Consider the following 19,375-nt stretch of genomic DNA (forward strand, 5'->3'; position numbering starts at 1 on the left):
ATCTTGTGCCACAAGCTGGCGCGCTGTGCAGCCTCCCCACCCGGATATTGGCGATTGCGGAACACAACTGGAACAGATAGTGTTTGTTCTGGGTTTGTTTGTCTGATTCTGAAGGGGCGCCCGATGCTTACACGCAAGCAACACGAACTGCTGCTCTTTATCCACGAGCGGTTGAAGGAATCAGGCATCCCGCCCTCATTCGACGAGATGAAGGACGCTCTGGATCTGGCTTCCAAGTCCGGAATTCATCGCCTGATCACCGCCCTTGAAGAGCGAGGCTTCATTCGGCGTCTGCCTAATCGTGCTAGAGCGCTTGAAGTTCTACGCCTGCCCGACTCGATTGCTCCCGGCCTGAACTCCGCAAAGAAATTTTCTCCGAGCGTGATCCAAGGCAGTCTGGGGCGTACCCCCGAGCCGTCAAGACTACACACCGCTGGCAACGACGCGGCGGCGGCCATTTCAGTGCCTGTAATGGGACGCATCGCAGCTGGTGTGCCGATCAGCGCGATACAGAACCAGACGCACACAATCAGTGTTCCGCCGGAGATGCTGCGCGGTGGCGAACACTACGCGCTTGAGGTCAAGGGCGACTCGATGATTGAAGCCGGTATCTTCGATGGCGACACCGTGATTATCCGTGACGGCTCCACTGCTACTCCGGGAGACATCGTGGTGGCGCTGGTCGACGATGAGGAAGCAACGCTGAAGCGGTTTCGCCGCAAGGGCGATTCAATCGCGCTCGAGGCGGCAAATCCGGCATATGAAACACGAATTTTCGGGCCCGACCGGGTCAAGGTTCAGGGTCGGCTCGTCGGGCTAATTCGTCGCTACTGATCGGCGTCTTTGGGCGCGGTTGACGGCAACGGGCGGCTTCTCGAAGGTTCGCCTTTATATTCAGCCAATCCGCGCGCTGCCCTGGAATACCGCCGATGATCGTGCCAGGGGCGGAGCGGCAAGTTGATTGCTTGCCGCAATTTTGCGGGTGCATTTGGTTCCCGAGGCAGCCTGATTTCGGCCGCGCCGTTCAGGGCAAGGTCGCGGCTCGTCAGGACAAGGGTTAGGCCGTCCACGCACGGATTTAGGATGGTGGCATCGGCGATGATCAGGACCGTGCTTTCGCCGCATGCGGCACGAGCGATGTCATCGGATGCCGTGTAGGTAATGATGGCACCCGTCCAATGCTTGGCCGAGCAATATAGCTCGTCGCACTGAAACTCACCCTTCATAGCGGCCGCCTTCTCATGAGTCGGCTTGAGGACGTTCGTTGCCTTCAACGCTCTTTGCCAGTTTTCGATGGTGAAGCCGCGTGGCCGGGGATTGTTTACGGCGACTGCACCATCCGACGTTTTCACGCCCACCAACCGCGCATCCTCCGAGACCAGAACATCCGGAATTGGATTCGATGCCAGGAGGACTATCACACCGGTAATCATCGGTATCGTTGCCGCATATCGCAACGATGTTTGCGCCATCGTCAGCAGCGCCAGTCCGGATGCCAAAAGGAGCACCGCAAAGGTGGAGATCGCACCTGTCGAATCAAGGAAGCTATGTTGGGCAAGTTGCGTAGCAATCGCGTTCATCGCGGCGATCCCCTCCCCCATGGCGTATAGGGGCAGTCCGTCCCAGCCGAGGGGCATCAGAACGGAGGCCAGGACGGCCATTGGCATTACAACAACGGAGACAATTGGCATCGCAGCCAGATTAGCCAGCAATCCGAGCGGCGAGACATGTTGAAAATGCCAAGCGCTGAAGATCGCCGTCGCACTGCCTGCGATAACCGACGTCATGGCGAGTGCGGCAGCGGCGGAGATCAAATTGCGCACACCCCTCCCAACTGCAGTTCGGCCTTTCACACCCGTTCCGTGGCTCCGTCGTGATTTCCGTCGTCTGCTCCACGCCGCATAAGCAGCAACAAGCGCGGCAGTCGCGGCGAAAGACATCTGAAAAGAAGGGCCAGCGACTTCATGCGGGGAGATTACAAGTATGATGATCGCGGAAATCGCCAAGTTTCGCATTGTCAGCGCTGCGCGATCGAAGACAACCGCCAGAAGCATCACTGCCAGCATCAGAAAACTTCGTTGTGCAGCAACGTCAGCACCTGAAATCAATAAATAAAATGCGGACGCTGCCAGTGCGAGCACTGCTGCAAACTTCTTGACCGGCCATCGTGTTGCGAATGCCGGCCAGAGCGCGAAGAGGCAACGTAGAGTGACCATCAACGTCCCGCCTACCAGCGCCATGTGGAGGCCGGAGATCGAAATGACATGGTAAAGCCCCACGACACGCAGAGCGTCGTTAATCTCTTCCGGGATACCAGCCCGAATTCCGGTAATTAGAGCGGCTGCGATTGCCCCTTCCGGCCCTCCGACCACAGAAATTATCCGCTCGGCCATTTTCTGGCGTAACAGTTCGATTTTCGCACGCGCTTGGGCGTCAACGCTAAGCGAAGGCCAGCTCCGCTCCGCCAAGACCGGATTTCCTAGAAAAAAACCAATCGCTCCTATTCCCGTGAAATAGCTCTGGAACGCGAAATCATAGCTATTCGGTCGGACCGGTCCAGAAGGAGGGATAAGCCGTACAACGCCTTGGACGACATCTCCTGGCCCAACTCCCTCCGGCAGAGCCCGTGCCGTAACCCTCACCCGATCGGGCGAATAGCGCAAAACGGGACGCTCGGTCGCCAAGACTTCGAGCGTCAGGCGCACACGTCCCGAGGCTTGATGCTCAACCCGATCGACTCGTCCCGTCAGCCGGGTCGTGATTTCGGATCCAATAATCTTTGTTCTTTTGAGGCCCGTCTCAACTTTGCCAAGCAGCGCTCCAAGGGAGACTACAAGAAGGGCTGCCGCAAGCATTTTCAGTAGTGGGTGCCTTCGCAATCGCCATGCTGCGACACCGAACAAGGACGCGACGACGAGGACGCCCAGCAGCGACGGCTCATAGGGCCAGGCGAAATAGACAAGCGCTCCGATACCCAGCAAGACAGGCAAGAAGAGGAATTGCGTTCCCTGATCACGCTCGGCGTCGAAGGTCCGCCCAATGCGAGCTTTGACGCGGTCCCGATCCAAGAACAGCCCGTATATCGGGATGCTCGGCAGACGACGATTTTGGCTGGGTTGCCCTGAAATACCTGACACTGCGGCCAGCAAGTCTCGATCGCCGTGAAACTGACGGCGCTCGTCAGAGTATGATGTCTCCTCCCCGCCCATGCCGCGGCCCCCGATCTGGTAAGCGCTTGCACGATGAGGGCGCTATGCTACATGAGCGCCAGATAATTGCCATCGGCACTACAAGTGCCCCGCGTTTCATGGATGGATCAAGTGTCCGACAAGGTAGTCACTCGTTTCGCGCCTTCGCCCACCGGCTTTCTGCATATCGGTGGTGCCCGCACCGCGCTCTTCAACTGGCTATACGCCAAGCACACCGGCGGCGTCATGCTGCTGCGAATTGAGGACACTGACCGTGAACGATCGACCGAAGCTGCCACAAGCGCGATTCTTGAGGGCTTGAAGTGGATCGGTCTCGAATGGGACGGGGAGCCGGTCTCTCAATTCGCACGCGCGGAACGACATCGCGAGGTGGCGAACGAACTCGTTTGTGCTGGCAAAGCTTATTATTGCTACGCGACGCCGCAGGAACTGGAGGAAATGCGCGAAAAGGCTCGCGCCGAGGGTCGTCCCCCACGCTACGATAGCCGCTGGCGCGACCGTGATCCGTCAGAGGCACCTGCGGGCGTAAAGCCGGCAATCCGGATCAAGGCGCCACAGGATGGCGAGACTCTGGTGCGCGACAAGGTGCAGGGCGACGTCCGCTTTCCCAACAAGGATCTGGATGATTTCATCATCCTACGTTCGGACGGCAACCCGACCTACATGCATGCCGTGGTGGTGGACGATCATGATATGGGCGTCACCCATATCATTCGTGGCGACGACCATCTTACCAACGCTGCACGCCAGACCATCATTTACGAGGCGATGGGATGGGACGTGCCGGTGATGGCGCACATTCCGTTGATCCATGGTGCAGATGGAGCGAAGCTCTCCAAGCGCCACGGCGCGCTCGGTGTCGAGGCATATCGAGCGATGGGCTATTTGCCGGAAGCACTGCGGAATTATCTCGTGCGTCTTGGCTGGAGCCACGGCGACGATGAGGTAATGTCGACCGAAGACATGATCAACTGGTTCGACATCGTTGATGTAAACAAAGGAGCAGCGCGCTTCGATTTCGCGAAACTGGAAGCCCTCAACGGCATCCACATGCGCAACTCACGCGATGAGGCCCTCTTGGATCAGTTCCTGGCAACGCTGCCCTACATTGAATCCCGCGGTGCCATCCCGTTGGACCTGACCTCCGAGCAGAAGGCGAAGCTGCTTGCTGCCCTACCCGGGCTCAAGGAACGAGCAAAGACCCTCGTTGAGCTAGCGGATTCGGCACAGTACCTGTTCGTCGCACGGCCGCTTGCGCTTGATGAGAAGGCGAGTCAGATTCTCGACGCTGACGCCCGTGCCGTCATCGGCGCACTCCTGCCACGTTTCGAGTCGCTTGAAGAGTGGAGTGCAGCGACCACCGAAGCCGCGGTTCGTGAACATGCCGAATCTTCTGGCCTGAAGCTGGGCAAGATCGCTCAACCGCTCCGCGCAGCCTTGACCGGAAGATCGACATCGCCTGGGGTCTTCGACGTTCTGGCTGTCCTCGGAAAGGATGAGAGCCTTGGTCGTTTGCGCGATCAAGCAGCAGGATAATGGTAACTTTTTGAGCAGCCGCTTATATTTTGCATTGCAACATTTGCCGGGCGGTTTAGCTTGGCAGGGTAAACCAAATCGGATAGCTAGTTTGCGCGATCGGGGGTTGCCGCAGGGCGCGATGCTGATCGGTGGCGGGGAAACTTACTAAGAGGTGATTGTCATGAGCAGCACAGCTGCAACGCTTGATTTCAAGGGAAAAGCCAATGAATTCAAGGTTCGACAAGGGACTGTAGGGCCGGAAGTCATCGACATCAGCTCGCTCTACAAGGATACGGGGGCGTTCACCTACGATCCTGGTTTCACGTCCACTGCGAGCTGTGAGTCTAAGATCACCTACATTGATGGTGACGAAGGCGTTCTGCTGCACCGCGGTTATCCGATCGAACAACTCGCTGAAAATGGCGACTTCCTCGAGACCTGCTACCTGCTTCTTTACGGCGAACTGCCGACCAAGGCGCAGAAGGAAGATTTCGACGATCGCGTGACGCGCCATACAATGGTGCACGAGCAGCTATCACGCTTCTTCACCGGCTTCCGCCGCGATGCACACCCGATGGCCGTCATGTGCGGTGTCGTCGGTGCGCTGTCGGCATTCTATCATGACTCCACCGACATCTCCGATCCGCACCATCGTATGGTTGCATCGATCCGCCTGATCGCCAAGATGCCTACGATTGCGGCAATGGCCTATAAGTACCACATCGGCCAGCCGTTTATATATCCGAAGAACGAGCTGTCTTTCGCAGCGAATTTCCTCCACATGTGCTTCGCTGTGCCGTGCGAAGACTACAAGGTGAACCCGGTTCTCGCTCGCGCGATGGAGCGGATCTTCATCCTTCATGCCGACCACGAGCAGAACGCGTCGACGTCGACGGTTCGCCTGGCCGGTTCTTCGGGTGCGAACCCGTTCGCGTGCATTGCCGCTGGCATTGCCTGCCTCTGGGGCCCTGCTCACGGTGGCGCTAACGAAGCCGCTCTGAACATGCTTGCCGAGATAGGCTCGGTCGACCGTATCCCGGAATACATCGCCAAGGCCAAGGACAAGAACGATCCGTTCCGCCTGATGGGCTTTGGACACCGCGTCTACAAGAACTATGACCCGCGCGCGAAGATCATGCAGAAGACGACGCATGAGGTTCTCGGCGAGCTGGGCATCAAAGACGATCCGCTGCTGGACGTCGCCATGGAGCTCGAGAAGATCGCTCTGACCGATGAGTACTTCATCGAGAAGAAGCTTTATCCGAACATCGACTTCTATTCGGGTATCACGTTGAAGGCGCTCGGTTTCCCGACCACCATGTTCACCGTGCTCTTCGCCGTTGCTCGTACCGTCGGCTGGGTTGCGCAGTGGAAGGAAATGATCGAAGATCCTAGCCAGCGTATCGGCCGCCCGCGCCAGCTGTACACCGGCCATGCTTCTCGTGACTACGTGCCGATAGCAAAGCGCTGATCGCACTCACATCAAAAAGGGCGCCTCGAGCGCCCTTTTTTAATTCGCAATCCTGCGCAGCACCGTTTCCGCAGCAAGGTCGCCTGGCGGCTTCAGCATCGCCATGTTTCTGGCAATCTGTGCCAGACCGTCAAGCTGCGCTGCGCGGCTTGGAGTATCGGACCATAGCTGCTCGACGAGGCGGGCCAGAAATTCCGGGCGTACGAACTCGTTGTAAAATTCCGGAACGACCGGCCAATCCGCGATCAGGTTCGGCAAGGCTGCAGACCACGTTGTAACGAAGCGTGTGAGTTGCGACGCGATCCAATCCGGCCTGTAACACGAGATCATCGGCACGCCCGATAGAGCCAGTTCGAGCAGAACGGTACCCGAAGCGGCAAGCGCCGCATCAGACTTTCCGAATGCCCGCCACTTTTCCTCGGTGGTCTCGACGATCGCTGGTTGTACCGTCCAGTCTGAGCATGCCGCCTTTACCGCGCCTGCAACGTGCGGCACAGTTGGAACGACGATGTCAAAGTCAGCACCCCGCTGACGCAAAATATCGACGGTCTCGCGGAAGGGCTCTAGCAGACGGCTGACTTCGCTTCTTCTTGAACCCGGCAGGATAAGAAGTTGTTTTCTGCCTGAGCGCGCCCGTCGCGCCTGAAGATCCGCTGCCGCTTTGACCCCGGGATTCGCGGTCAGGCGATGGCCCACATAGGTACCCGGAGGGCCCGAGAGCTTTTCAAGTGCGCGTGGCTCGAATGGCAGCACACACAAGATTTCATCGACAAAGGGGCGCATTGCCGGTGCCCTGCCCGACCGCCAAGCCCACACGCTCGGGCACACGTAGTGAATAATCGGGATCGACGGATCTGCTGCTCTGACCTTCTTCGCGACTCGTAACGCAAAATCGGGGCTATCAATGGTAACCAGGCAGTCAGGTTTTGCCTTGGCTATAGATGACGACGTTTTACCAATCCGCCGGATTAGACGCGGTAGATCTTTCAGGACTGCCGTGATGCCCATAAGGGCGATTTCGGAGCTGTCAAACAACGAATTAAGGCCGGCATTAGCCAGATGACGTCCGCCAACCCCCACCAGCTCAACGGATCGCCCAGAAATCCGCGTCAGTGACTCGACCAGGTCTGCACCCAGCAAGTCGCCGGACTCTTCACCTGCAACTATGGCAATCCGCAAAGGTCTAGCGGGCATCAGCATCACCCTGTGTCTCGGGCACGATGCCGATCAGAAACAGCCCAAGCTCGTCCGCGCGCATAACGGTTCGTTCGAAATCAAGAATGAAGCACCCACCGGCTTCTACCGCGACCCCAGCAAGGCCCGCCTGATACGCCTGGTCCATCGTATCCGGTCCAATTGCGGGGATGTCCGCTCGACGTTCCTGCTGCGGCTTGAACCGTTTGACGAGAACGCCTCGCTTGGTTCCGGCCAAACGACCGTGTGTCCGCATGTCCCCAGTCCTCTCGAGCAGACCTTCGGTCCCCTCGATTCCTTCAAGGGCGATGACACGCTGTCCAATGGCAACAGCGCCCTGACCGATATCAAGCTTACCTATCAGCTCAGCCGCTTCTGAGCCGGCCGTGATATCGACGAGATCAGTTTTCGTTGGCGCGGCCTTAGTCAGAAGTCCTTTTGGTGCCAGCAGATCCGGCACAATCTCGTGTGCGCCAACGACCTTAATTCCCTGGCGTTCGATAGCCGAGATCACGGTCCGTAGGAGCCCATCATCTCCGCGCATGAGGCCCGCCGCAACACGTGTTACCAGACGCATCAACGTCCAGTTCCATTTCATGCCAAGCAGACGTGGCCGTCTGCCGACGCTGCCCGCCAAGATCACATGGGAAACTTGTTCGCGGCTGAAACGATCGAGCAACGGCCCAAATTCCTCAAGCCGCACAGATATCTGGGAGATACCGGCAAAATCTACTGGGTCAGCTTCGCCATCAAGCACCGCTACAAACGGATTACAACCTTGTGTGTAAAGCGTACGCGCAACGGCGATAGGCAAAGCGCCGCCACCTGCAATGATGGCGACGCGACCGTCCCTAAAATTGATAGGCGCAGATGTCTTTTCAGTCGGCGTCATTGTCACTGGCATTGTCGCGGTCATCCAATGCGGGTACCACGAAATGCCGCTTGCCGCGACTGGTCATGAAGTCGAGGATTTCGACCACCTGCGGAATATCCGAGTAGGCCTGCCGAACCGCTTCGGCATTCTCTGCAACCGTTCCCTCGCTTGAGAAGAGCATCCGGTACGCCGCGCGCATGGCCTGCAACTGCGAGCGGCTCAACCCGGCACGCTTCAACCCGACCACGTTGTATCCGTGCAGCGTTGCGCGGTTACCAACCGCCATCGCGTAGGGAATGACGTCGCCTACAACTGCTGAGCAGCCGCCAAGAAAAGCCCGACGCCCGATACGCACAAATTGGTGGACCGCAGTGAGGCCGCCAATGATTACATATTCGCCAACTTCACAATGCCCGCCGAGCGTTGCTCCGTTTGTAAGCGTGACATTGTTTCCAACGATGCAGTCATGAGCGATGTGCGAGTAGGCTAGCAGAAAACAATTGTCCCCGACCACCGTGGCACCGGTTCCTGCATCTGATCCCTTGTGGATCGTCACGGATTCGCGGATGTCACAGTTGGCGCCGACGGTGAGCGTAGTAGGACCGCCCTTATGTTTGGTGTCCTGAGGCAAGCCGCCGAGCGTGGCAAACGCCTGAATTCGCGTACCGCTGCCGATGGTAGTGACGCCCTGCACCGATACGTGATTGCTCAAATGTACGTGATCACCAAGTACCACGTCGGGCCCGACGTGGCAGAAGGGGCCCACATAAACGCCAGCACCGAGCTGTGCGCCCGCCTCAACGAGCGCACTCGGATGAACAAATGTTTCCGAATTCATAGGTGCTCCGTTAGTTCGCCGGCTTTGGCGACATCATCGCAGAAATCTCGGCCTCAGCAACCTTGTTGCCATCTACGATGCCCTCGCAGGCAAAGCGCCAGATATTGCCGCGCTGCTTGAGCTTCTTAACGTGAATTTCCAGGCGATCACCCGGAACGACCGGTTTGCGGAATTTCGCGCCGTCAACCGTCATGAAGTAGACCAGCGACGGCTTGTCTTCGCCCGTGCTGCGAATGCAGATCGCGCCAGCAGTCTGTGCCATTGCTTCGATGATCAATACGCCCGGCATCACCGGCTGTTCCGGGAAATGGCCCTGGAAATGTGGTTCGTTGATCGTGACGTTCTTGATGCCGATCGCGGAGTTATCACCGTCGATCTCAATCACCCGGTCGATGAGCAAAAATGGATAGCGATGCGGCAGCAACCGCATAATCTTTAGAATATCGAGGCTTTCAAGCGTGTTGTTCTGAGTTTCCTCAGCCATCGCCCTGTCCCTTCTCGTTTCTTGGAGTAATAAGTTTGCGGATGGCGGCGACCTCTCGGAAGAAATCCTTGATCGGACGTGCCGGAGCACCTGCCCAACGCTCGCCCGCGGGGATATCGTTCATCACCCCCGAACGGGCAGCGATTGCTGCACCCGAACCAACCTTGATGTGATCGGCGATACCGACGCTACCGCCCATCATCACGCCGTCCCCGAGGGTGACTGACCCGGAGATACCGCACTGACCTGCAATCAGGCAGGAGCGGCCGATACGGACGTTGTGGGCAATCTGGACGAGATTGTCGATCTTGCTCTTCTCGCCGATGATCGTATCGCTCAAAGCTCCGCGGTCGATTGTCGAATTCGCACCGATTTCCACATCATCCTGAATGATGACACGGCCGACTTGCGGCATCTTCTCCGGGCCCTCCCGGCCACCGACGAAGCCGAAACCGTCCTGCCCTACCCGTACGCCTGCGTGAAGGATCACACGATTTCCAATCATCGCATGCTGGACACTTGCTCCGGCACCGATGAAGCACTCGCGCCCAATCTTCGACCTTGCTCCGATCACTGCCGAAGGGCCAATAATCGACCCTTCACCGATTGCCGCATCTGCGCCGATGACCGCGCCTGGCTCGACAATCGCGCCATCTTCAATCGTGGCAGTAGGATGGATAAATGCGGAAGTTGAAACACCAGTTTCGCCGGTTACGGAGGCCGGACGAGCGGCAGCCGGAAACAGCATTCTGCCGATGCTGGCAAAGTCCTGCTGGGGACGACGCGATACGAGTACCGCAATACCCTCTGGCACGGATGCGACAACGTCATCAGTGCACAAAAGTACGCCGCCAGTGATCCCCTTGGCCAAGGCAGCGTTACGCCGTCCTTCAACGAACGACAGCGAGCCCGCACCGCCGTTCTCGGCAGATGCAAGCGCTGACACCGTCATAGATGCATGTTCAGGAGTGCGAAGCTCCGCTCCCGTCAGCGCCGCAATATCAGCTGCGGTAAAACTGCGCGACGCCTCAAAGAAAACCGGGTCCGTCATACGAGCCTTCTTGTCCGGGCCGCGAGCGGCCCGGAACCGTTAATGCCGTGACTAGAACCGCGTCGACATGCCGAAGCTGAACTCCTGCACCCGGTCGCTCTCTTCCTTCTTGAAAGGAACAGCGTAGTCGACACGCAGCGGACCGAACGGCGAAGCCCAGATGATGCTCGCACCAGCCGAAGCGCGCCATTCCATGTCCGTGCCGGCAGCACCGGCGATGTCATTGCCGTAGAGCGTGGCTGCATCGACGAACGCGGCACCGCGGAACCCAAGGCTTTCAGACAGAAGCGGTAGTGGGAACTGCACTTCAGCCGAAGCATTGAAATACGTCATGCCACCGAGGTGGTAACTATCGCGACCGCGCTGAACTTCCGGATCGTACGGACCAATACCATTGTGGCGGAAGCCACGGATCATCCGATCGCTACCCTGGAAGTGGTCAAAGACACGCAGTTCACCAGAGCCATAGCTCTGGATGTGACCGGCACCCAACGACACCAAGCCGACGAGATCGAGCTCATCAACCAACGGCTTGTAGTAGCTACCGCGCGCTGTGAACTTGGCCCACTTGGCGTCGCCACCAAGACCTGCCACTTCGGTCGTGAAGTTCGCGTAGAGACCGCTACGTGGATTCTGAATGTTGTCGATCGTGTTGTAGATCAGAGAGCCGCTGACCGACGACTTGGTCCACGTGCCCTCATCAATCGCATCAACGATGTGACGCGAAAGGACAGCAGGATTGTTACAGGTAAGCGGACCACCGTAACCCGCCTCTACGCAACTCTCGTCGTACTTGTACTTTTCCTGCGTGTAGTTGTACGCGATCTGCGTCGACAGACCCTGCGAAATCGGCAAGCCGAAGCGGATCGTACCGCCGGTCAACTCGCTGTGGTACTCATCGTACTCACGCGTGTTGCGGTAGATGTCGAAACCGGCGCTGATACGGCGACCGAGGAAGTACGGCTCTGTGAACGAGAACTGGTAGTCGCGCGAATTCTTGCCGCCACCGCCGGAAAGACGGATTGCCTGTCCACGACCGAGGAAGTTACGCTCTGCAATCGAGCCTTCAACCGAGAAGCCACCCGAAGGGCCACCACCGGTGGCATAGCCGCCACCGACCGACAGTTCACCGGTCGACTTCTCAATCACGTCAACGACCAGCACCACCTGATCCGGCTCCGAGCCAGGCGCAGTCGCGATATTGACGGTAGTGAAGAAGTCCAGAGCTTCCAGACGGCGCTTTGCGCGCTGGATCAGAACCTGGTTGAACGCATCGCCCTCGCTGACATCAAACTCACGACGGATGACATAGTCACGCGTACGGCTGTTGCCACGGATTTCAATACGCTCGATATAGGCGCGCGGGCCCTGATCGATCGTATACACGACCGAGATTGTGCTGTTTTCGAAGTCGCGATCACCGCGCGGCGTAACCTGAGCGAAAGCATAACCGAGATCAGCTGCGCGCTCCGATAGACCAAGCAGCGTATCCTCAACTGCCTTCGCGCTGTAGTATTTGCCTTCAGCCGTCTTGAGTTCCGAGCGCAGAACCTCAGCCGTCAGACCCTCGACTGTGCTTTCGACCTCGACGGAGCCAAAGCGATAGCGCTGACCCTCATCGATAGCGAAAGTAATTTCGTAGGCATTGGTCTCTTCATTGTGTTGAGCTGACGAAGAAATCACGCGGAAATCGGCATAGCCACGGTTGTAATAAAAGCGACGCAGCGCCTCTTCGTCAGCACGAAGACGATCAGCATCGTAAATGTCATTACGGGTCAGCCACGACATAACGCCCGAACGCTTTGTCGAGATGACATCACGAAGACGGCTGTCGGAATAGGCCGAATTGCCCTCGAACGCGATCGTCGAGATTTTCGTACGACCACCCTCTTCGACGTTGAAGATGACATTGACGCGGTTCTCACCCAGATCGACGACCTGGTACGAGACGACTGCATCTTCACGTCCGACGCGTGCGTATGCCTGGCGGATGGTTTCGGCATCGGCCTCTGCCATAGCGCTCGAGTAAGAACCGCGCGCCTGAAGCTGGACCTGACGGTTCAGATCTTCGTCCTTGAGGCGCTTGTTGCCCTGGAAGAGAACCTGATTGACGATGGAGTATTCATCAACGGTGACGACGAGAGCGCCACCCGCCTGATTGATCCGAACGTCGGAGAACAGGCCCGTGCCAAACAGCCGCTTCACGGCTTCATCGACATCAGCATTGCTGAAATTACGCCCCGGACGGATACCGATGTTGTTCCGGATCGTTTCCGCATCAACGCGACGATTGCCGCGAACGTCAATACGGTTGACCACGGCGGCTTCAGCGACGGTCACGGTAGCGAACTGCAGGACACCTGCACCGCTAACCACAACGCCGGCCGAAATAGCGATCGCCGATACGGCGCCGAACAAATTAGAAGCTGCCTTCATTGGGCTCTGAAACCTTTTATTCTCGTAGTCCCCACGGCGAGAACACCGGACGTGGCTGCCAAGTGTCGTACCGTATTACCCGGATTTCGCCTACACGCAAGGGTTCTGGTTAAGATCCATTTACTTAATCGCCTCCCGTGGCATTAGCGTCACGGATAAGCGGTGCCATGGTAAACGCAGCGTCAATTTCACTCGGATGCTACGAAATTCATTCATCTTTTAGCAACCGAATAGATCGTTCCAGAAGACAAACAGCATGAAGCCAAGAACCACGAGCATTCCCACGCGATAGAACATCTCCATGACACGCTCGGATACCGGACGCCTCATGGTCGCCTCCGCGGCGTAAAAGGCCAGATGGCCACCATCGAGCGGAGGGATGGGCAGCAGGTTGAGAATCCCGATGCCAACCGACAGCATTGCGACAAGCTGGACAAGCCACTCGAAGCCGAGGGCCGCAGCCTTGCCTGCCATGTCAGCGATTCTGACTGGACCCCCGAGTTGGCAGCGATCCTCCCTGCCCGCAACGAATCGCTGAAAGAACTGACCGGTCCGCGCGATGATATGGCCGGTTTCCTTAGTCGCCTCTACCAAGGCTTCGCCAACGCCAAATTCGATGTGCCGAGGCTGGCCGAGCTCCTGATTGTTGACGACCCCGATCACGCCAATTCGAATAGTGTTGCCGAGGGCATCTTCCTGCTCGACCAGTTGAGGTGTCGCCATCAGCGTCACCTCCTGCTCGTCGCGCAGCATGACGAATGTGATCGAATCCCCGGCACGGCCCGAAACTAGGCGCTGCACGTCGCCAAACGTTGTGACCCTTGTTCCGTCAATTGAAACGAACCGGTCGCCGGGTTGAAAGCCTGCTTCTTCCGCAGCGCTGTCTGGGCGAACCTCCGCCACCATCGGCTCGGAAACGTAGCGTCCGTATATGGTGAACATGACCGCGAAAACCGCGATTGTCAGGATGAAATTGGCGAGGGGGCCCGCGAACACCGTTGCTGCGCGCTTCCAGACCGGCTGTAGATGAAACGCGCCCCGGCGCTCTTCCGGCGTAAGCGCATGCGTTTCCTGCGCCGACGGATCGCTGGTGACGCTCATGTCACCCATGAACTTCACGTAGCCGCCCAGGGGGATGGCGGAAAGCTTCCAGCGCGTACCCTTCCGAACGTTGAAGCCGATGAGTTCAGGCCCAAAACCGATAGAGAATTCGCGGACACCGATCCCGCACCACCGGCCTACCAGGTAGTGCCCCATCTCATGGACGAACACGACAACTGTCAGAACGAACAAAAACGGTATGATCGTCGTGAAAAAGATGTTGTCGAGGCTGAAAAAAGTGCCCAGGAATTCGTTCACGTCGGCTCCTGCCCGCTCTTGATGCTTAGTCCTGATACAGGATCAATACGGGCAAATCCGTGTCCGAACCTTACTATCGTTCGACACGGAGACGCCCTCACCCCGCAAATAGGAAATGCGCGGGAAACTCTGGGGAAACCGTTATTGCGCCCAGCAAGAACAGCGCGATGGCAGCAACGACCAACCCGTCGACCCGATCCATCACGCCACCGTGCCCAGGGATCAGTTGACTGGAATCCTTCACCCCGCACCGGCGTTTGATCGACGATTCGAAAAGGTCTCCTACCTGAGATACCGCCGACAGGGCCAGAATCATGACCAGCAAGCTCAACCAGTGAACCGTCGCTCCGAGCAGGATCGCCACCGCAAGACCAAGGATGATAGCGCCAGCTGCGCCACCAAGAGCACCACTCCAAGTCTTGCCAGGAGAAATTGATGGAGCCAGCTTCGGGCCACCCAAGGCACGGCCGACAAAATATGCAGCGATATCCGTGGTCCAGACCACCGCGAACAAAAAGAGCGTTGCGGCAAGCCCGGCCGAATCGTCGCCACGAAGAGCGGCCAACGCGATCGCACTGACACCGGCATAAAGAACGCCTAGCGCTGGCCAGAGGCCATTTCGGGTGGAGAGAGAAAGCGCCGCGCTGATGACGAAGATCAGCCCCGAAGCGGCCAAAATCATCACCATCGGCCAACCGGCGAGAAGAAGGAGGAGAATGGGTGCGAACAGAGCCGCCAGCACAATGCGGTGCGTTGCTCTCTCCTTCGGCATCAGCATCCCGGTCCACTCATAGAAGATAGCACCGCCGATGATGGCGCAGAGCAGTCGGTACCAAAAGCCCCCTGCCCATGTCAGGACGAGCACCGCTATGGCCAGGATGACCCCGGAGACCACCCGAAGCTGAAGATTACTCCGACCGGCAGCAACCGTCATAGCGCTACGTCTCGCGCAACCGTGACCCCGCCGAACCGCCGCTCACGCGCTGCGTAACTATCGATGGCCTGTAGCAATTCATTCCTGCCAAAATCTGGCCAATAGCACGGCATGAACACCAACTCGGCGTATGCAGCCTGCCAAAGCAGGAAATTAGACAGCCGAAGTTCGCCACTGGTTCTGATGATCAAATCAGGATCGGGCGCGAAACTCGTGTCGAGGTATTTGCCAATCAGCTCCTGCGTCACATCTTCCGGTCGAAGCTCTCCGCACGCGACGGCATTTGCAATGGCGCGCGTCGCCCTGACGATCTCGTCTCGACTACCGTAGTTGAACGCGATGAGGAGATTAAGGGCCTTGTTATTTGCAGTCAGGCTCTCCGCCTCTTCGATCAGGTGACGAATATCTTTTGCAAGACCGTCCCTTGCCCCGATCATACGGACCCGGACACCAGCTTTATGCAAATCCGCGAGATCTCTACGGATGAACGTCTTCAGGAGGCCAAGGAGATCGCTGATCTCGCTTTGCGGCCGAGACCAGTTTTCCGAGGAAAAAGCATAGACGGTCAGCCATTCGATGCCGAGGTCACCCGCAGCACGGACGGTCTGACGCAGCGCCTCAACACCGGCTCTATGCCCGGCGATGCGCGGCAGGCCACGAGCTTTCGCCCAGCGGCCATTGCCGTCCATAATGATTGCTATGTGCTCGGGCTTCAATTCCCGTTCCTTTCCCCCCGAAGTAGCGGGTCCGGCGTGTGGCCGCGATTAAACCTGCATGATCTCTGCTTCCTTTTCGGAAAGCAGCTTATCGATCAAAGCAATCGTGTCATCAGTAATCTTCTGGATGCGGTCCGCCTGAACACGGGCGTCATCTTGGCTGATCTCGCCGTCTTTCTCGGCCTTTTTAGAAGAATCAATGCCGTCGCGACGGACGTGGCGAGCAGCGACCCGCGCATTCTCGGCATATTGATGCGCGATCTTGGCGAGCTCCTTGCGGCGCTGCTCGTTCAATTCCGGAAGAGGGATGCGCAGAGTGGTGCCATCAACAATCGGGTTGAAGCCAAGGTTGGATTCGCGAATAGCCCGGTCGACGGCGCCAACCATCTGCTTGTCCCATACAGAGACCGAGATCATGCGTGGCTCGGGCACCGTTACGGTCGCGACCTGCGTGATGGGCATGTTGGACCCGTATGCCTGCACCTGGATCGGATCCAGCAGATTTGCGGACGCACGGCCGGTGCGCAGAGATGCAAGGTCATGCTTGAACGCGTTGATTGCGCCGTCCATGCGACGCTGAATGTCGGTGAAATCGACTCCGTTGGTCATCGGTAATCCTCCGCTGCCGTAAGATCGGCGCTGATTGTGGGAAAAATCAGGGTTGAGTCCGTTACGTCTCGCTAACGACCGTGCAACGGCCTTCGCCACGCAGGATCGCACCGAACCCGCCCGTTTCATGAATCGAGTAGACGATTATCGGAATGTTGTTCTCGCGCGCAAGCGCAATCGCGGCAGTGTCCATCACGGCTAGCCCTTCACGCAGGACCTCTGCGTGGGTTATCTTCTCGAAGCGCTTCGCGTTCGGATCCTTTTTCGGATCAGCAGAGTAGACACCGTCGACCTGCGTCCCCTTGAAGAGCGCATCCGCGCCAATTTCCGCAGCGCGCAAAGCCGCAGCAGAATCCGTAGTGAAGAAGGGGTTGCCCGTGCCGCCGGCGAAAATCACGACCTTGCCAGCGTCCATGTATGCCGTCGCCTGGCGCTGTGAGAAGCTCTCGCAAAGTTCGGGCATGGCAATTGCGGACAGTACGACCGCATCGACACCAGCTTTGATGAGGGAGGTTCGCAGAGCGAGCGAATTGATGATCGTTGCCAGCATACCCATGTGGTCGCCGGTTACGCGATCGCCGCCCTTGGACGCAACTGCAACACCTCGAAAGATGTTGCCCCCGCCAATAACGACGCCGACCTCGACGCCCATGGAGCGTGCTTCCTTAATGTCTGCAGCGATGCGGTCGGCAACGGATACATCGATGCCGAACCCCTGCTCGCCCATCAACGCTTCACCAGAAGCCTTCAACAAGACGCGGCGATAAATTGGCTTGTTAGGCATGGGCTCCTCGTGACTAACTGGATGTTGCGGTGCGCAGATACACGAAGGGCGCCGCGATGTCACGCGGCGCCCTGACGTTAGCAGTGTACGGAACGGAAGAACTGTTAGCTCTTGACCGCAGCAGCGACTTCAGCGGCGAAGTCCGCCTCTTCCTTCTCAACGCCCTCACCAAGCGCGAAGCGGACGAATGCGGTGATCTTGGCCGGGGCGCCGATTTCCTTCTCAGCATCCTTCATGGCCTGCTCGACCGTAACGTCCGGGTTCATGACGAAGCCCTGCTTCAGCAGCACGACTTCTTCGTAGAACTTGCGCAGACGGCCTTCGACCATCTTCTCGATGATATTCTCCGGCTTGCCGGACTCACGAGCCTGCGTCGAGAAGATTTCCTTCTCACGCGCAACAGCTGCCGGATCGACCTCTTCAGCCGTCAGGGCAAGCGGGCTCGTTGCAGCGACGTGCATTGCAACCTGGCGACCAAATGCGCGTGCAGCTTCTGCATCGCCGTCAGTTTCGATGGCAACCAGGACGCCGAGCTTGCCGAGGCCGTCTGCCACCGAGTTGTGGATATAGGACGCCACAACACCGTTCAGCTTTGCCGAACGACGAAGGTTCATGTTCTCGCCGATCGTACCAATCGCATCCTTCACGGTGTCGGCAACCGACTTACCATCGCCGTAGTCGACGGCGGACACTGCTTCGACCGACCCGTCGGTAGGAAGGGCAACGGTAGCGATCTTGCGAACCATCTCCTGGAACGCCTCGTTGCGAGCAACGAAGTCGGTCTCCGAATTGACTTCGACGACAACTGCGCCGTTATCGTCGGATGCAACGCCGATCAGACCTTCTGCAGCGGTACGGCCCGCCTTCTTGTCAGCCTTCGCGATACCCTTGGCGCGCAGCCAGTCGACAGCGGCTTCGATGTCACCGTTGGTCTCGGCCAGTGCGGCCTTGCAGTCCATCATGCCCGCGCCGGTCATCTCGCGCAGTTGTTTGACCTGTGCAGCAGAAATGCTCATTGTCGCCTCTTCAAATCCGGTAGTTGCAAAAGAGCGTGGCGCACCATGGAATTCCAGGTGCGCCAGCCCGTAGTTCAAATCTGTCGTCGCCAGATGCGACCGACAAGATTACGCGTTTTCGGCGCCCTCTTCGAGGGTCGGCTCAATCGGAGCCTCTTCCGCTGCACCGAGATCAACGCCCAGTGCACCCTGCTGACGCGCAATACCGTCAATAGCGGCGCGCGAGATCAGGTCGCAGTACAGCTGAATTGCGCGTGCGGCGTCGTCGTTACCCGGGATCGGGTACTCGACCGTATCCGGATCGCAGTTGGAGTCGACGATGGCGACGACCGGGATGCCAAGACGCTTGGCTTCCTGGATTGCGATCGACTCCTTGTTGGTGTCGATCACGAACATCAGGTCCGGGGTCGAGCCCATGTCCTTGATACCGCCGAGGGCCTTGTTCAGCTTTTCGCGCTCACGCTCGAGGTTCAGGCGCTCCTTCTTGGTGAAGCCCTGAGCATCCGCAGCCAGCAGCTCGTCAAGCTTGCGCAGGCGCTGGATCGAGTTGGAGATGGTCTTCCAGTTGGTCAGCATGCCGCCGAGCCAACGCGAGTTGACGTAGTACTGGGCCGAGCGTGCGGCTGACTCGGCAACGATGTCCGATGCCTGACGCTTGGTGCCGACGAACAAGACGCGACCGCCGCGAGCGACAGTGTCCGAAACGACCTTGAGAGCCTGGTGCAGCAGCGGCACGGTCTGCGAAAGGTCGATGATGTGAATGTTGTTGCGGGCGCCGAAGATATACGGGGCCATCTTCGGGTTCCAGCGGTGGGTCTGGTGGCCGAAGTGAACACCAGCTTCAAGAAGCTGGCGCATGCTGAAATCAGGCAATGCCATTGT

16 protein-coding genes and 1 pseudogene are annotated in these 19,375 nt (G+C 58.2%); 3 read left to right on the plus strand and 14 right to left on the minus strand.

Annotated features, from left to right (window positions below):
* Positions 1–123: 123 nt before the first annotated feature.
* The gene (lexA, locus tag IOD40_RS02420) at positions 124–834 is read left to right on the plus strand and encodes a transcriptional repressor LexA (RefSeq protein ID WP_198473891.1); all 711 of its coding nucleotides are present in this window, start codon (positions 124–126) and stop codon (positions 832–834) included.
* Here the strand turns inward: lexA and IOD40_RS02425 are convergent.
* Positions 828–3,209 (minus strand): ComEC/Rec2 family competence protein, encoded by a 2,382-nt coding sequence (locus IOD40_RS02425; RefSeq protein WP_198473893.1) that lies wholly within the window; start codon positions 3,207–3,209, stop codon positions 828–830. The genes lexA and IOD40_RS02425 overlap by 7 nt on opposite strands.
* Positions 3,210–3,320: 111 nt before the next feature.
* Between IOD40_RS02425 and gltX the strand changes: the two genes are divergently transcribed.
* Positions 3,321–4,745, plus strand: coding sequence for a glutamate--tRNA ligase (gene gltX, locus IOD40_RS02430; protein ID WP_198473895.1), 1,425 nt, complete (start codon positions 3,321–3,323; stop codon positions 4,743–4,745).
* 163 nt (positions 4,746–4,908) lie between these two features.
* The gene (gene gltA / locus IOD40_RS02435) at positions 4,909–6,198 is read left to right on the plus strand and encodes a citrate synthase (RefSeq protein WP_198473897.1); all 1,290 of its coding nucleotides are present in this window, start codon (positions 4,909–4,911) and stop codon (positions 6,196–6,198) included.
* Between the two features lie 39 nt (positions 6,199–6,237).
* On the opposite strand, the gene lpxB is transcribed toward gltA, so the two are convergent.
* The 13 genes and pseudogenes from lpxB to rpsB all read right to left on the minus strand — a co-directional run bounded on the left by lpxB (position 6,238) and on the right by rpsB (position 19,372).
* Positions 6,238–7,398, minus strand: a complete 1,161-nt coding sequence (lpxB, locus tag IOD40_RS02440) for a lipid-A-disaccharide synthase (RefSeq protein WP_198473899.1) — start codon at positions 7,396–7,398, stop codon at positions 6,238–6,240.
* The gene (locus IOD40_RS02445) at positions 7,382–8,284 is read right to left on the minus strand and encodes an LpxI family protein (RefSeq protein ID WP_198473901.1); all 903 of its coding nucleotides are present in this window, start codon (positions 8,282–8,284) and stop codon (positions 7,382–7,384) included. Before IOD40_RS02445 ends, lpxB begins: the two co-directional genes overlap by 17 nt.
* Positions 8,271–9,104 carry an acyl-ACP--UDP-N-acetylglucosamine O-acyltransferase gene (gene lpxA / locus IOD40_RS02450; RefSeq protein ID WP_198473903.1) on the minus strand — a complete coding sequence of 278 codons (834 nt, stop codon included), beginning with the start codon at positions 9,102–9,104 and terminating at the stop codon, positions 8,271–8,273. The genes IOD40_RS02445 and lpxA overlap by 14 nt, the downstream gene beginning before the upstream one ends.
* Before the next feature lie 10 nt (positions 9,105–9,114).
* A complete protein-coding gene (fabZ, locus tag IOD40_RS02455) occupies positions 9,115–9,588 on the minus strand; it encodes a 3-hydroxyacyl-ACP dehydratase FabZ (protein WP_198473905.1) in 474 nt (157 codons plus the stop codon).
* Entirely contained in the window at positions 9,581–10,639 is a 1,059-nt protein-coding gene (gene lpxD, locus IOD40_RS02460; protein WP_198473907.1) for a UDP-3-O-(3-hydroxymyristoyl)glucosamine N-acyltransferase, read from the minus strand. Before lpxD ends, fabZ begins: the two co-directional genes overlap by 8 nt.
* A 51-nt stretch (positions 10,640–10,690) precedes the next feature.
* Positions 10,691–13,075, minus strand: coding sequence for an outer membrane protein assembly factor BamA (bamA, locus tag IOD40_RS02465; protein WP_198473909.1), 2,385 nt, complete (start codon positions 13,073–13,075; stop codon positions 10,691–10,693).
* Between the two features lie 219 nt (positions 13,076–13,294).
* Complete coding sequence (gene rseP / locus IOD40_RS02470; RefSeq protein WP_198473911.1) at positions 13,295–14,434, minus strand: RIP metalloprotease RseP; 1,140 nt, start codon at positions 14,432–14,434, stop codon at positions 13,295–13,297.
* Between the two features lie 97 nt (positions 14,435–14,531).
* Complete coding sequence (locus tag IOD40_RS02475) at positions 14,532–15,368, minus strand: phosphatidate cytidylyltransferase (RefSeq protein ID WP_198473913.1); 837 nt, start codon at positions 15,366–15,368, stop codon at positions 14,532–14,534.
* Positions 15,365–16,093, minus strand: a pseudogene (locus IOD40_RS02480) (isoprenyl transferase); the annotation flags it as partial. The gene IOD40_RS02475 and the pseudogene IOD40_RS02480, both read right to left, overlap by 4 nt.
* Positions 16,094–16,132: 39 nt before the next feature.
* On the minus strand, positions 16,133–16,693 hold the full coding sequence (gene frr, locus IOD40_RS02485; RefSeq protein WP_198473918.1) for a ribosome recycling factor: 561 nt from the start codon (positions 16,691–16,693) through the stop codon (positions 16,133–16,135).
* A gap of 61 nt (positions 16,694–16,754) precedes the next feature.
* Entirely contained in the window at positions 16,755–17,477 is a 723-nt protein-coding gene (gene pyrH, locus IOD40_RS02490; RefSeq protein ID WP_198473920.1) for a UMP kinase, read from the minus strand.
* A 104-nt stretch (positions 17,478–17,581) separates the two neighbouring features.
* A complete protein-coding gene (gene tsf / locus IOD40_RS02495) occupies positions 17,582–18,493 on the minus strand; it encodes a translation elongation factor Ts (RefSeq protein WP_198473922.1) in 912 nt (303 codons plus the stop codon).
* 108 nt (positions 18,494–18,601) lie between these two features.
* Positions 18,602–19,372, minus strand: a complete 771-nt coding sequence (gene rpsB, locus IOD40_RS02500) for a 30S ribosomal protein S2 (RefSeq protein ID WP_198473924.1) — start codon at positions 19,370–19,372, stop codon at positions 18,602–18,604.
* Between the last annotated feature and the right edge of the window lie 3 nt (positions 19,373–19,375).

The sequence above is a fragment of the Aquamicrobium zhengzhouense genome, assembly GCF_016124105.1.
GTDB classification, from domain to species: domain Bacteria; phylum Pseudomonadota; class Alphaproteobacteria; order Rhizobiales; family Rhizobiaceae; genus Aerobium; species Aerobium zhengzhouense.

Bases quoted from the DNA above. Each gene is read 5' to 3' on its own strand.
- lexA (WP_198473891.1), top strand. From the start codon at position 124: ATGCTTACACGCAAGCAACACGAACTGCTGCTCTTTATCCACGAGCGG.
- IOD40_RS02425 (WP_198473893.1), bottom strand. From the start codon at position 3,209: ATGGGCGGGGAGGAGACATCATACTCTGACGAGCGCCGTCAGTTTCAC.
- gltA (WP_198473897.1), top strand. From the start codon at position 4,909: ATGAGCAGCACAGCTGCAACGCTTGATTTCAAGGGAAAAGCCAATGAA.
- lpxB (WP_198473899.1), bottom strand. From the start codon at position 7,398: ATGCTGATGCCCGCTAGACCTTTGCGGATTGCCATAGTTGCAGGTGAA.
- IOD40_RS02445 (WP_198473901.1), bottom strand. From the start codon at position 8,284: ATGACGCCGACTGAAAAGACATCTGCGCCTATCAATTTTAGGGACGGT.
- lpxA (WP_198473903.1), bottom strand. From the start codon at position 9,104: ATGAATTCGGAAACATTTGTTCATCCGAGTGCGCTCGTTGAGGCGGGC.
- fabZ (WP_198473905.1), bottom strand. From the start codon at position 9,588: ATGGCTGAGGAAACTCAGAACAACACGCTTGAAAGCCTCGATATTCTA.
- lpxD (WP_198473907.1), bottom strand. From the start codon at position 10,639: ATGACGGACCCGGTTTTCTTTGAGGCGTCGCGCAGTTTTACCGCAGCT.
- bamA (WP_198473909.1), bottom strand. From the start codon at position 13,075: ATGAAGGCAGCTTCTAATTTGTTCGGCGCCGTATCGGCGATCGCTATT.
- IOD40_RS02475 (WP_198473913.1), bottom strand. From the start codon at position 15,368: ATGACGGTTGCTGCCGGTCGGAGTAATCTTCAGCTTCGGGTGGTCTCC.
- frr (WP_198473918.1), bottom strand. From the start codon at position 16,693: ATGACCAACGGAGTCGATTTCACCGACATTCAGCGTCGCATGGACGGC.
- pyrH (WP_198473920.1), bottom strand. From the start codon at position 17,477: ATGCCTAACAAGCCAATTTATCGCCGCGTCTTGTTGAAGGCTTCTGGT.
- tsf (WP_198473922.1), bottom strand. From the start codon at position 18,493: ATGAGCATTTCTGCTGCACAGGTCAAACAACTGCGCGAGATGACCGGC.
- rpsB (WP_198473924.1), bottom strand. From the start codon at position 19,372: ATGGCATTGCCTGATTTCAGCATGCGCCAGCTTCTTGAAGCTGGTGTT.